Source organism: Streptococcus sp. oral taxon 064 (genome assembly GCF_001683375.1).
GTDB lineage: Bacteria > Bacillota > Bacilli > Lactobacillales > Streptococcaceae > Streptococcus > Streptococcus oralis_S.
Genome location: NZ_CP016207.1, coordinates 842,162 through 854,990, shown reverse-complemented (window position 1 = coordinate 854,990; position 12,829 = coordinate 842,162). Strand labels below are relative to the sequence as shown.

General features: G+C 43.2%; 11 protein-coding genes and 1 riboswitch. All 11 genes read right to left on the bottom strand.

The window, feature by feature from the left end:
• Positions 1-101: 101 nt before the first annotated feature.
• Positions 102-1,253 carry an iron-containing alcohol dehydrogenase gene (locus AXF18_RS04255; RefSeq protein ID WP_000190391.1) on the bottom strand — a complete coding sequence of 384 codons (1,152 nt, stop codon included), beginning with the start codon at positions 1,251-1,253 and terminating at the stop codon, positions 102-104.
• 184 nt (positions 1,254-1,437) lie between these two features.
• Complete coding sequence (locus tag AXF18_RS04250) at positions 1,438-1,893, bottom strand: SP_0198 family lipoprotein (RefSeq protein ID WP_000853132.1); 456 nt, start codon at positions 1,891-1,893, stop codon at positions 1,438-1,440.
• Between the two features lie 90 nt (positions 1,894-1,983).
• Positions 1,984-3,234 carry a folylpolyglutamate synthase/dihydrofolate synthase family protein gene (locus AXF18_RS04245; protein ID WP_049500300.1) on the bottom strand — a complete coding sequence of 417 codons (1,251 nt, stop codon included), beginning with the start codon at positions 3,232-3,234 and terminating at the stop codon, positions 1,984-1,986.
• 257 nt (positions 3,235-3,491) lie between these two features.
• Positions 3,492-3,797: a DUF1292 domain-containing protein gene (locus tag AXF18_RS04240; protein WP_000017624.1), complete on the bottom strand. Its 306-nt coding sequence runs from the start codon at positions 3,795-3,797 to the stop codon at positions 3,492-3,494.
• Positions 3,798-3,812: 15 nt separating this feature from the next.
• On the bottom strand, positions 3,813-4,232 hold the full coding sequence (gene ruvX, locus AXF18_RS04235; protein WP_002876031.1) for a Holliday junction resolvase RuvX: 420 nt from the start codon (positions 4,230-4,232) through the stop codon (positions 3,813-3,815).
• Between the two features lie 3 nt (positions 4,233-4,235).
• Positions 4,236-4,502, bottom strand: coding sequence for an IreB family regulatory phosphoprotein (locus AXF18_RS04230; RefSeq protein WP_000507059.1), 267 nt, complete (start codon positions 4,500-4,502; stop codon positions 4,236-4,238).
• An 86-nt stretch (positions 4,503-4,588) separates the two neighbouring features.
• A complete protein-coding gene (locus tag AXF18_RS04225; protein ID WP_000734685.1) occupies positions 4,589-5,158 on the bottom strand; it encodes an SP0191 family lipoprotein in 570 nt (189 codons plus the stop codon).
• A 66-nt stretch (positions 5,159-5,224) separates the two neighbouring features.
• Positions 5,225-5,623, bottom strand: a complete 399-nt coding sequence (gene spx / locus AXF18_RS04220) for a transcriptional regulator Spx (protein WP_000591165.1) — start codon at positions 5,621-5,623, stop codon at positions 5,225-5,227.
• Between the two features lie 134 nt (positions 5,624-5,757).
• On the bottom strand, positions 5,758-8,418 hold the full coding sequence (gene mgtA / locus AXF18_RS04215) for a magnesium-translocating P-type ATPase (RefSeq protein WP_065371525.1): 2,661 nt from the start codon (positions 8,416-8,418) through the stop codon (positions 5,758-5,760).
• A 195-nt stretch (positions 8,419-8,613) separates the two neighbouring features.
• Positions 8,614-8,765, bottom strand: a riboswitch (M-box (ykoK) riboswitch).
• A gap of 55 nt (positions 8,766-8,820) precedes the next feature.
• Positions 8,821-9,882, bottom strand: a complete 1,062-nt coding sequence (locus tag AXF18_RS04210; RefSeq protein ID WP_065371524.1) for a Xaa-Pro peptidase family protein — start codon at positions 9,880-9,882, stop codon at positions 8,821-8,823.
• Entirely contained in the window at positions 9,875-12,706 is a 2,832-nt protein-coding gene (gene uvrA / locus AXF18_RS04205) for an excinuclease ABC subunit UvrA (protein WP_065371523.1), read from the bottom strand. The genes AXF18_RS04210 and uvrA overlap by 8 nt, the downstream gene beginning before the upstream one ends.
• Between the last annotated feature and the right edge of the window lie 123 nt (positions 12,707-12,829).

The following is a 12,829-nucleotide window of genomic DNA, read 5'->3' as shown; positions in this document are numbered from 1 at the left end:
TCTAGGATAGCAAATTTTAAAAAAAAGAACTACCAAAATGATAGTTCTTTCCAATATTATTTATATTTTGAAGAATAAGTTCCTTCCACTCTACTTAGTCTTTAAAAAAGTTCTTTGTAGAGAGCAATGGTTTCTTCTAAAGTTGGCATAAATGGATTGCCTGGCGCACATGCATCAATCAAAGCATTCTTAGAAAGGTAGTCAAAGTCAAAGTCTTTTTCTTGGATACCGAGTTCAGTGAGTTTCTTCGGAATACCAACAGTTTCAGAAAGTTTCTCAATCTCAGCGATAGCATAGTCAGCACATTCTTGGTCTGTTTTCCCTTCAACATGGAGTCCCAAGGCCTTGGCCACATTGCGGAAAGCTTCTGGTACACGCTTGGCATTTTCACGTTCTACAACTGGGAGAAGCATGGCACAGCAGACACCATGTGGCAAGTTATATACCGCACCGAGTTGGTGAGCCATAGAATGAACATAACCCAAACCAGCATTGTTAAAGCTCATACCACCGAGGAAGATGGCATTGACCATACCCTCACGCGCTTCAATATCTTGGCCATTTGCCACAGCACGAGGAAGATACTCCTTGATGAGTTCAATCGCTCCGATAGAAAGTTTCTTGGTCACATTATAAGCACCTGGTGTTACCAAGGCTTCGACAGCGTGAGTAAGAGCATCCATACCTGTCGCTGCTGTCAATCCTTTCGGCTTTGAAAGCATGAGTTCTGGATCATTGACAGAGATGAGGGCGAGGCTGTTCTTATCAACCATTACCATCTTGACCTTGCGCTCTTCGTCAGTAATAACATAGTTAATAGTGATTTCTGCAGAAGTTCCAGCTGTTGTATTGATTGCAACCACTGGCAAGCCTTTTTTAGCAGACTTGTGAAGACCTTCGTAGTCCTGTGGTTTTCCACCATTTGTAGCGATGATAGAGATACAGCTAGCCGCATCCTGAGGAGATCCTCCTCCAAGACTGATGATGAAGTCACATCCATGCTCTTTCAGGGCAGCCACTCCATCTGTGACATTCTTGCAAGTCGGATTTGGCTCCACATCGCTAAAAATCACATATTCGACCCCTTCAGCATCTAATGGTTTTAGGACCTTAGGTAAAATATCACTGCCTTCGATGAACTTATCTGTCACCAAAAGGGCCTTCTTATACCCCAATTCCTTGATATACGGACCTACTTCATTTACAACACCTTTACCGATAAGGTTAACTGCCGGAACGTAAAATGTAGCCATATGCTTTTCCTCCTGCGCCTCTGCGCTAATTGATTATTTACTATAAGTATACGACCTTATAAGAAGTTTTACAAACATTTGTAAGCGTTTTAAGTAAAAAGTTAGTAAAGAACACCCAACCCTTTTTTCAAGAAAAAAGCTCCAAAAAGATAGCTTTCATCTCATTGGAACTTTTACTTAATCATTATTGCTTAGTTAATACCTCTCGGTCAGATGCCTCTCGGTCCATATCATCGATAATCAATTGATTACCATTAACCGTGTAAATTTTGACATCATCACCGATAATGACACGTTGATTTTCTGGCTCAAAGCTGACTTGCTTGATTTCCTTATCTCCATCTGGCTCGACCTCAGTCCATGTACCAGTTTTACCTGTTACAACAAGAGTGATTTGGTCATTCTCATCCTTTCCAGTATAGGTACCATCGATATTCGTAGGTTGAGCTACAGTAGTGTCCTGACTTGAGGATGCCTGCGGTTGACTAGCACTTGTCGTAGCGCTAGAAGATGATTCTTGTTGAGTAGATGATTGCTGAGCAGATTGCTGGGTAGGGGCTTGTGCCTTAGGTCCACAAGCTGCTAAAAGACTAAGAATTGCTAGGGAAGCAATAGAAAGTGTGAATGTTTTCGTTTTCATAGCGATTTCCTTTCTTTTGTGCCAATGTTTTGCTGGAATCGTTTCCAGATATACATCCTACCTACAGTATAGCAACATAAACCTAGAAGGTCAACTAATCTCGTCGCTTCCTACCAAACTCGCTCGGACTTCTGAGATAAAGTAGAGTGAACCCGTCACGAAAAGCAGGTCCTGGCCATTGGCCTTATCTTCAAATTCTCTGATAAAATCGCCATAGGAAGAAATCAAATCGTAAGCTACCACATCCTTTTCATCCAGAGAGCCTTGGTAGTCAAAGCCTGTTATCTTAAGTTCCACCTCAGGCAACTGCTTAGATAGATAGCCTAGCATCCCCTGATAATCCTTGCGTTTAAGGGCGCCAAAAAGAATGCGAATTTGATAACCTTGCTGGATTTTCCCTTGGATAAACTCAACTAGACGAGTCAAGGCTGGCAGATTGTGAGCCCCATCTAGGTAGATTTGCGGACGAATCCGTTCCAATCGACCTGCCCAGTGGGTCTCTTGCAAGGCCCGTCTGACAAGCACTTCTTCGACCCTTTCACCTCTTGACGCCATAAACAGAAGAAAAGTTTCCAAAGCCAAGGCAGCATTTTCTTGCTGATAAACACCTTCCAAACTGATTTCAAGTTGTGAAAAACTCGCTAGGCTACTTGAAAAATCCCCAGCATTCAAGGAGAAGTCTCGCCCAGCTTGATAGAGATCCACAGTTAACTCTCTTGCTGTATTTTGACAGACAAGCTCCGCTTCTGGAGTAAGCTTGGCAATGACCGCCTTCTTGCCAGCCTTGAAAATGCCAGCTTTCTGCTCGGCTATTTCCTCCAGATTATCGCCCAAGGTCTCCTGATGATCTAGCCCAATGGAAGTAATAACTGCAATCTCTCCTGTTACGACATTAGTAGTATCAAGTAGACCACCTATCCCCACTTCTAGCAAAACCAAATCCACTCCCTGCTCTTTAAAGTAAAGCAAGGCAATCAAGGTCAACAACTCAAAGAAAGACAATTGATCATGCGTTTCTAAGAGAGTTTTCTCCATCTCTTTGACTTGGTTAGCTATACGGACAAAGTCTTCCTCCGCGATCGGTTGTCCATTGATACAGATTCGATCATGGATACTGATGATATGAGGAGAGGTAAAAGTACCAACTTTTTTACCATGAGCAACAAACAGCTCCCTCATAAAAGCAATAGTTGACCCTTTACCGTTAGTCCCTGTTACATGGATAATAGGATATGTCTTCTCAGGATTCCCCAACAAATCCACCGCTCGTTGCATTCGTCCAAGTCCAGATCTAAAGTTTAAACCAATCCGACTATGAAGCCATTCTTCTACTTCAAACATACATGTCTCCTTAACAAAAGTCCAATCAACTACCGCATCAAAGTATGATTACAAATAAAAAGCGAGGTCGGGACTAAAATCCCGACCTCTTACCTGGTTAGCTAATCACTAGCTACTATGAATTTCAACGTGGGCTAAAAACGTCCACCGGACGTTCCTGCGTTTCTAATTTCTGGCGCAGGGCTAAAAACATCCACCGGATGTTCCAACTCTTTCTAGTTTCTAGGAGTTGGGGTGATACAGTCTCCCAGACTGTATCACTCCTCCATAAAGCTGTTGAAGACTTCTTCAATCATGTTCCATTCGTCTTCTGAGTCTTCTGGGATTGGTTGCAATTCGCCTTCTGTTCCGTCTTCATTTTCGATGAATGAGTAAGCTTGGATTTCAACTTCACCATTTTCATCTTCTTCTGCGTTAACTGGCACTAGCAGAACATAGTTTTTACCAAATTCTTCTTTTCCATCAATGGTCAAAAGGATTTCAAATAAAGTTTCATTTCCTTGTTCATCAACAAGTGTAATCAATTCACGTTCTTCGTGATCATGGTTGTGATCGTGTGACATAGTTTCTCCTCTGTCTTAAAATTTTCTATCTAAATAATTTTGCAAAATCAGCTGAGCAGCCAACTTATCAATAACTTTCTTGCGTTTGTTACGACTGATATCTGCTTGCTCAATCAGCATACGTTCCGCAGCGACAGTCGTCAGACGCTCATCTTGATAGTCTACTGGTAAACCAAAAAGCTCCTCTAATTTTGCTCCGTAGGCTTGACTAGCTTCTACCCGCGGTCCACTGGTATTGTTCATGTTTTTAGGCAGACCAACTACAAAGCGTTCTACCTTATAGCTGTCAACCAATTCCTTGATCCGGTCAAAACCAAACTGGCCCTGGTCCTCATTAATCTGGATGATTTCAAGTCCCTGAGCGGTGAAGCCTAGGGGATCGCTAATCGCCACCCCTACTGTTTTTGAACCGACGTCCAATCCCATAATTCTCATAGATTATAGATCGACTCCTTGTCCCTTAAGGTAGTAGCGTACCAATTCTTCAACAATTTCATCACGCTCATACTTACGGATTTGATTTCGCGCATTGTTATAACGAGGAACGTAGGCAGGGTCACCACTCAATACATAACCGACGATCTGGTTAATCGGATTGTAGCCCTTGTCGTTCAAAGAAGCATAGACGTCTGTCAACGTTTCGCTAATTTCTTTCTTATTGGAATCATCCAATTTAAACCGTACAGTTTCTTCAGTAAATCCCATTCTAACACCCTCTTTCCTTAGAATAGTACTATTATAGCACATTCCCTGACGTTCTACAAATAAGTCAGTCGATTAATTTGGATTTTCTATTGTTCTGTCGCCCCATTTGCCACTCTATCTGCAATATATTGGCTAGGTTCGTTTTTTAAGAGATTTTCAAGGCCGATATTTTTTAAATATTCCAGCTGAGATGCCTTTTTGACATCCAATACTTGAAAATCATAAGTCGTTGTCGTCTGGATTTCTGTCTCGCTGAGTAGCTTGGTTTCCAGTTTGAATCCTGCTAGTTTGCGTGCCTCTTGGATGGTCTCATCCTTTTCTTCCGCTTCTAGAAGCGCTTTTTGCGTCTCCTCTAGGCCATTTTCAGAGATAAAGGTCTTGAGTTCATCCCCGACAGGTCGTTTTTGCTGGATGGTCAAGGTCAAAAACTGATTGCCTTTATAAGTAATGGTCTGAATCTGCTGCGTTCCATTTTCTGACTTCGGCATCAGCAAGGTCTTGGTGACAACCGTATTCTTTTCGGCATTGTCCAAAACGGGAAGGTTGGATTGGATGGGGTCAGATGCTGTTGTGGAAGCAGCAGGAGTTTCCTTTTTTTGCCCACATCCCGCAAGCAAAAAGAGGAGAGCAAAACTAGCAATTAGTAACTTTTTCATAATTCCTCACATGATTTTAAAACAAAAGAGCAAACAAGGCCAGGAGTCACTCCCAGCCTTGATGTTTTATAGAGCTGCACGTAGACGTGCTTCTGCATTTTCTACATTACGGACAGAGCGTGGCAAGAAGGCACGGATATCATCTTCTTTATAGCCGACTTGTAGGCGCTTCTCGTCAACGAGAATCGGACTCTTTAAGATCCGTGGTGTTTCCATGATTAAGTTGAGCACTTCATTGACACTCAAATCCTCGATGTCAACTCCAAGTGCCTTAGCGTAGCGGTTTTTTGACGAAACGATACTGGCAATTCCATTATCTGTTTTCGTGAGAATATCTAATAACTCTTCTCTTGTAATTCCTTCTTTACCGAGATTTTGTTCTTTATAACTTAACTGGTGGGCATTGAGCCAGGTTTTCGCTTTTTTACAGCTAGTACAACTTGAGACTGTATAAATTTTGATCATGTACCTACCCCTTTCGCTACATGTTACTATCAGTTTAGTCTATTATACCATAAAAAACATCCGACTTGCGACCTATTTTTAAAAAAAATTAACTTTTTTCGCGATTTTCGTACTTTTTTCTTGACAAAATCAATTTATAACCAACTTTTAAATTTTTTGATATACAATCGTTTCACAACTGTAACACTTATCATATAGAGAACGATAATCAAAAGCAAAAAGAGGAAATAAATTGGTTCCAAAGGGGTTAAATGAAGCAGGCTAGCAATTGAAGAGTAGGGAAGGAAGGTCACAAAACTAGCTGCTAGCAAGGTTGTTCCAAGAACAAACCATGATGGACGACTTTGTAAGAAAGGAAGTTTTGCTGAACGAAGCATATGGATAACCATGGTTTGGGACCACATGGATTCAATGAACCAACCTGTCTGGAACAAGATGATAAAGCCCGTTGCAGCCTCTGCTCCGTGAGCATAAGCTTGACCTGTCGCCATTGGAACAATGACAAAATAGAGTAAGATAAAGGTCAAAATATCAAAGGCAGAAGAAATCGGACCCATCCAAATCATAAAACGAGTAATAGACTTGGCTTCCCACTTATGGGGATGCTTCAAAAAGTCTTCATCTACATTATCAAATGGCAAGGCAATGCAAGAAAGGTCGTAGACGAGGTTTAACACAATCAAGTGAATCGGAGCCATAGGGAGGAAAGGTAAAAAGATACCAGACACTAAGAGTGACAGAATATTCCCGAAATTAGAGCTGACCGTCATCTTGATATATTTGGTCATGTTGGCATAGACTTTGCGTCCTTCAACCAGACCTTTTTCAAGCACCATCAAATCCTTATCTAGCAAAATGACATCAGCCGTTTCTTTGGCAATATCTACTGCTGTATCAACAGAAATCCCCACATCTGCCACTTTCATAGAAGGGGCATCGTTGATTCCATCTCCCATATAGCCGACACAATGTCCATTCGATTTGATTTGTAAAATGATTCGTGCTTTTTGATCCGGAGAGAGTTTGGCAAAGACAGTCACCTTCTCAACTGCTTGAGCCAACTCTTCGTCCGTCATGGCGTCAATATCAGAACCCAACAAGATTTGATCAACGTCTAGACCAACTTTTTCGCAAACTGCTTGGGTTACCTTTTCATTGTCTCCCGTCAAAATCTTTGTTTGAACACCGTGTTCTAACAAAGCTTGGATAGCAGGTGCTGCAGATGGTTTTGGTGGATCTAGAAAGGCAAGATAACCTGTTAGAATCATCTCTTTTTCATCTTCAACGGAGTAAGCAAAACCTTCTTTTAGGCCTGTTTTATAGGCAACTCCCAAGACTCGCAAGCCTTGCTGATTAAGTTGATCTACTTCTTTTAAGATTTCCACTCGGATATCATCCGTCAGAGGGCTAATCTGACCGTGATATTCCACATGGGTTGAAATCGCAAGCATTTCCTCTAGAGCACCCTTGGTTACCAAACTAACAACTTCGTTCTCATCCTTGACGATGACACTCATCCGTCTGCGTTCAAAATCAAAGGGCAATTCGTCTATTTTTTGGAAGCTAGTATCCAAATTTTGTAGAATAGCGTGTTCTTTAGCTTCTTTTTCAGTTCTACTGATAATGGCACGGTCCATCAAGTTTTTCAATCCCGTTTGAAAATAGGAATTGAGGTAGGCCCGTCTCAACACAGACAAATCCAAATCTCCATGTATATCCAAAGGATATTCAAGGACAATTTCGTCTTGGGTAAGGGTTCCGGTTTTATCGGTGCATAGGATATCAATAGCACCCAGGTCTTGTATGGCATTGAGTTTTTTGATGACGACTTTTTCCTTGGCCATGATAATGGAGCCTTTTGCTAAACTAGCCGTGATGATCATAGGAAGCATCTCAGGTGTCAATCCAACACCAACACTCAGTGCAAACACACCTGCTTCCAGCCAGTCGCCATCTGTCAAGCCATTGGAGAGAAAGACGATGGGAACCATGACTAACATCAAACGGATTAAGAGCCAAGAGATGCTGTTCATCTCCCGTTCAAAAGAGGTCGGTTCGTCATAGGTATTGAGAGTCTGCTCGATTTCTCCCATCATGGTGTCATCACCGACCGCTAGAATCAAAGCCTTGGCACTTCCTGATATCACATTAGTTCCCATAAAGGCGAGCGCTTCTGCTTCTAGCAGACTATCAAAATTTGACTGACTCATTTTTGACAAGGCTAGTTTTTCAACCGAGTCACTTTCACCTGTCAAACCAGATTGTTGGACAAAGAAATCACGTGATTCAATTAAAATGAGGTCTGCTGGTATCATGTCCCCAGCACTTAACTTGACTATATCTCCAACGACCAAATCTTCAATTGCGACCTCTAAACTCTGGCCTTCGCGAATAACTGTGGCAGTGTTCACAATCATTTTTGATAGATTGGTCGCAGCCTTGTCACTTCGCAATTCTTGGACAAAGCGTATGCCACCAGAGATTAGAACGAGAACGACGATGATGATAGAGGTCGTCGGATCTTCTTGTCCAGGCTTCGCCAGCCAGACATTGGTCACCATGGAAATCATAGCGATGACCAGAAGGATAATTGTAAATGGATTGATAATAGATTCGTAAATCTTTTTGAGGATACTGTCTTCTTGACCCTTGGTGATGGTGTTTTCGCCATATAGGTCACGATTTTTCTCCAACTGCTCCTCAGTCAAGCCTGTTAGACTTGTCTTATAAAAAGATAGAGTTTCGTTTAAAGGTATGTGAATAGCTGTTGCTAATCTTTCTTTTGTAGTTTTCATTGGTTTCTCCTATCTGTATGAATGATGTGTTTCATACACAGAGACCAATCACTTTATAAGGGCAGAACGACACAAATCAGCGATTGGCTGTGTATGTGCGGTTCTGGATGATCGTCAATTTGCATCGTTTGTCTCCTTTCCTTGTTCTAAAACAGTAGAAAATCCCACCATAAAATGGCAGGATTAAAAAACTAATTATCTGTTTTTTCGTTCAAGCTTTAACTCCATAGGGCGATGTAATGAGCTTAGTCTTAGCCTTCGCGACCAGGACTGTTGACCAACGAGTAGTGTCTCCACTGCTTTGCGGTAGTCATCCGTATCCCTATGGTAGCCTCACCTACCGTTTTCGTCTATCAGTATAAACCTTTAAAATATAAAAGTCAACGATTTATCATAATTTTCTTAAATAACAATTAATTCCTTCGGTGCCAGAGTCAACAATTCGCAACCGTTATCTGTAATCAGGATATCATCTTCAATACGAACCCCGTATTTACCTTCAATATAAATACCCGGTTCATCAGTCAAGACCATACCAGATTTAATGACTTCTTTGGAAGTTTGGCTAAAGTAAGGTTCTTCGTGAATATCCAGTCCGATACCGTGGCCAATACCGTGGGTAAAGTAGTCGCCATAGCCTGCCTCGATGATAATATCACGAGGGATTTTGTCAAAGTCACGGAAACCTAAGCCAGCCTTAGCTTGATCAATCAGAGCTTGGTTGGCTTTCAGAACCGTATTGTATATTTCTGCCTGCTCGTCACTGACATGACCGAGGTAGATGGTCCGTGTCATATCACTGACATAGTGGTCGTAGAGACAGCCGAAGTCCATGGTAATAGCTTCTCCCGCTTCAACCGGTTTGTGCATTGGATGGGCGTGGGGCTTAGAAGAGTTGATGCCACTTGCTAAAATGGTATCAAAAGACAAGCCTGTCGCTCCTAGCTCCCGCATGCGGAAATCAAGGAAGTTGGCAATTTCAATCTCAGTTTTTCCTGGTTTGATAAAGTCAAGTGCATCTCGGAAAGCTTGGTCTGAGATATAACAAGCCTTGCGAATAGTCGCAATCTCCGCTTCATCTTTAATCATCCGAAGCGCTTCAACAAACTGAGTCTGCGGAAACAAGTCCAAACCTACAAAAGCAGCCTGCATACGATGGTAATAAGAGACCGAAATCTCGTCCTCAAAACCGACGCGAGACAAGCCCATATCCTTAACAATGCCTGCAATGACAGCCAATTCATCGCGGTCAGCCACAATCTCAAAACCTGTTACTTCTTGCTTAGCTGCAATGATATAGCGAGAATCTGTCACCAAAACCTGACGGTCATGGCTGATAAAGACTGTTCCATTTGAACCCCAAAAACCAGTCAAATAATAGACGTTTTTAAGGTTGTTGATGATGATACCATCTAGTTCTTTTTCTTGCATTTTAGCTAGAAATGCTTGCACACGTTTATTCATGATGTAACTTTCCTTTCAAATAGTGTCCTGTGTAGCTGGCTTCATTGGCCGCTACTTCTTCTGGTGTTCCTGTTGCGATGATGGTTCCACCACCGACACCGCCCTCAGGCCCCAAGTCGATGATATGGTCTGCAGTCTTGATGACATCCAGATTGTGCTCGATGACGAGGACTGTATTTCCATCGTCGACAAAGCGAGCTAAGACTTTAAGCAAGCGAGCGATGTCCTCAGTATGAAGCCCTGTCGTTGGCTCATCCAGAATGTAGAAGGATTTTCCAGTCGAGCGTTTGTGGAGTTCACTAGCCAACTTCATACGCTGGGCTTCTCCCCCAGAAAGGGTGGTAGCCGGTTGCCCTAGCGTTACATAGCCCAGCCCTACATCCTTGATGGTCTGGAGTTTACGTTGAATTTTCGGAATGTGTTGGAAAAATTCCACCGCATCGTTGACGGTCATGTCCAAGACCTGCGAGATATTCTTTTCCTTATAGTGGACTTCTAGGGTTTCACTGTTGTAGCGAGTCCCGTGGCAGACTTCACAAGCCACGTAAACATCTGGCAAGAAGTGCATCTCGATCTTGATGATTCCGTCACCCGAGCAGGCTTCACAACGACCTCCCTTGACGTTAAAACTGAAACGCCCCTTCTTGTAGCCTCGAATCTTAGCTTCATTTGTCTGAGCAAAGAGGTCTCGTATATCGTCAAAAACTCCCGTATAGGTAGCTGGGTTGGACCTCGGCGTCCGTCCGATCGGGCTCTGGTCAATGTCAATCAAGCGGTCTACATGCTCAATCCCTGTGATGGTCTTGAATTTACCAGGCTTGTCTGAATTGCGGTTGAGCTTCTGCGCAATGGCTTTTTTGAGGATGCTGTTGATTAAGGTCGACTTACCTGAACCCGATACACCTGTCACCGCGATGAATTTTCCTAATGGGAAGCGAGCGGTAATATTTTGCAAGTTGTTCTCACGCGCACCTGTCACTTCGATAAAACGACCATTTCCGGCACGGCGCTCTTCTGGTACTGGAATCGCTCGCTTTCCTGATAAGTACTGGCCTGTGATAGACTTGCTGTTGCGAGCCACCTGCTTGGGCGTTCCTGCAGCGACAATCTCTCCACCAAAAACACCAGCACCCGGACCAACATCAATCAGATAATCCGCCTCGCGCATGGTATCTTCATCGTGTTCCACCACGATGAGAGTATTGCCCAAGTCACGCATCTTTTTCAGACTAGCAATCAGGCGGTCATTATCCCTCTGGTGAAGACCAATCGACGGCTCATCCAGGATATAAAGGACACCTGATAAATTGGACCCAATCTGGGTTGCCAAGCGAATACGCTGACTCTCTCCACCTGATAGGGTTCCTGCCGAACGTGACAGGGTCAGATAGTTAAGACCTACGTTATTGAGGAAGGTCAATCGATCCTTGATTTCCTTGAGAATGGGACGGGCGATAATCGCTTCATTTTCAGACAAGGTCAGCTGGCTCACCAACTCCAAGTGGTCTGCGATAGACAGATCTGAGATTTCACCAATATGTGGTCCTTGCTCACCACCCACACGGACAGACAAGGCCTGATCGTTGAGACGATAGCCATGACAGGTTCCACAAGTCAGCTCATTCATGTAGAGTCGCATCTGGGTACGGGTGTAGTCACTGTTAGTCTCATGGTAACGACGCTTGATATTATTGACAACTCCCTCAAAAGGAATGTCAATATCGCGCACACCGCCAAATTCATTTTCATAGTGGAAATGGAATTCCTTGCCATCAGACCCGTAAAGAATCAAGTTTTTATCTTCTTCTGACAAGTCCTCAAAAGGCTTATCAATATCTACTCCAAAGGCTGTCATGGCCTGCTCTAGCATGTTTGGATAGTAGTTGGATGAGATAGGATTCCAAGGTGCCAAGGCTCCCTCACACAAAGTTTTGCTGGTATCAGGAACCACCAAGTCAACATCCACCTCCAGCTTGATGCCCAAACCGTCACACTCACTGCATGAGCCAAAAGGAGCATTAAAGGAGAAGAGACGTGGCTCTAACTCTGGAACAGTAAAACCACAAACTGGACAGGCATAGTGCTCAGAAAAGAGCAACTCAGAATCGTCCATAGTGTCGATAATGACATAACCTTCTGCGATACGAAGGGCAGCCTCTATGGAGTCAAAGAGACGGCTACGAATGCCCTCCTTGATAACAATACGGTCAACCACAACATCGATATTGTGTTGCTTGCTCTTGGACAACTCTGGCACTTCGGTCACATCATAGACTTCCCCATCCACACGGACACGGACATAGCCATCTTTCTGAACCTTTTCAATGACACTCTTGTGTTGCCCTTTTTTCTTACGAATGACCGGAGCTAAAATTTGCAGACGTTGGCGTTCTGGCAATTCCAAAACCTTATCCACGATTTGCTCTACAGAAGAAGCCTTGATAGCCCCGTGTCCGTTGATACAGTAAGGCGTCCCCACACGTGCGTAGAGGAGACGCAGATAGTCATTGATTTCAGTCGTTGTTCCAACGGTCGAACGAGGGTTTTTACTAGTCGTTTTCTGGTCGATGGAAATAGCTGGGCTGAGACCATCAATGGCATCCACATCTGGTTTTTCCATGTTGCCCAAAAACTGGCGAGCATAGGCTGATAGACTCTCTACATAGCGACGTTGGCCCTCAGCATAGAGGGTATCAAAGGCCAGGCTGGATTTCCCAGACCCTGACAAACCAGTCACAACAACCAGCTTGTCTCGCGGAATCTCCACATCTATATTTTTTAAGTTATGGGCACGAGCCCCATGAATCACAATTTTATCTTGCATCTTTGTTCTTTCTAGTCCATTATTGCTTTCCATTATACCAAAAAATGTGAAATTCTATTACCCAAAAAGCTGTTTTTATAGTATAATAGTACGGTGCAAAAAATGAATCACTGAATAGTAGGA

What these genes read in the sequence shown, in the direction of transcription:
- AXF18_RS04255 (WP_000190391.1), bottom strand. Translation starts at nt 1,253, where the DNA reads ATGGCTACATTTTACGTTCCGGCAGTTAACCTTATCGGTAAAGGTGTT.
- AXF18_RS04250 (WP_000853132.1), bottom strand. Translation starts at nt 1,893, where the DNA reads ATGAAAACGAAAACATTCACACTTTCTATTGCTTCCCTAGCAATTCTT.
- AXF18_RS04245 (WP_049500300.1), bottom strand. Translation starts at nt 3,234, where the DNA reads ATGTTTGAAGTAGAAGAATGGCTTCATAGTCGGATTGGTTTAAACTTT.
- AXF18_RS04240 (WP_000017624.1), bottom strand. Translation starts at nt 3,797, where the DNA reads ATGTCACACGATCACAACCATGATCACGAAGAACGTGAATTGATTACA.
- ruvX (WP_002876031.1), bottom strand. Translation starts at nt 4,232, where the DNA reads ATGAGAATTATGGGATTGGACGTCGGTTCAAAAACAGTAGGGGTGGCG.
- AXF18_RS04230 (WP_000507059.1), bottom strand. Translation starts at nt 4,502, where the DNA reads ATGGGATTTACTGAAGAAACTGTACGGTTTAAATTGGATGATTCCAAT.
- AXF18_RS04225 (WP_000734685.1), bottom strand. Translation starts at nt 5,158, where the DNA reads ATGAAAAAGTTACTAATTGCTAGTTTTGCTCTCCTCTTTTTGCTTGCG.
- spx (WP_000591165.1), bottom strand. Translation starts at nt 5,623, where the DNA reads ATGATCAAAATTTATACAGTCTCAAGTTGTACTAGCTGTAAAAAAGCG.
- mgtA (WP_065371525.1), bottom strand. Translation starts at nt 8,418, where the DNA reads ATGAAAACTACAAAAGAAAGATTAGCAACAGCTATTCACATACCTTTA.
- AXF18_RS04210 (WP_065371524.1), bottom strand. Translation starts at nt 9,882, where the DNA reads ATGAATAAACGTGTGCAAGCATTTCTAGCTAAAATGCAAGAAAAAGAA.
- uvrA (WP_065371523.1), bottom strand. Translation starts at nt 12,706, where the DNA reads ATGCAAGATAAAATTGTGATTCATGGGGCTCGTGCCCATAACTTAAAA.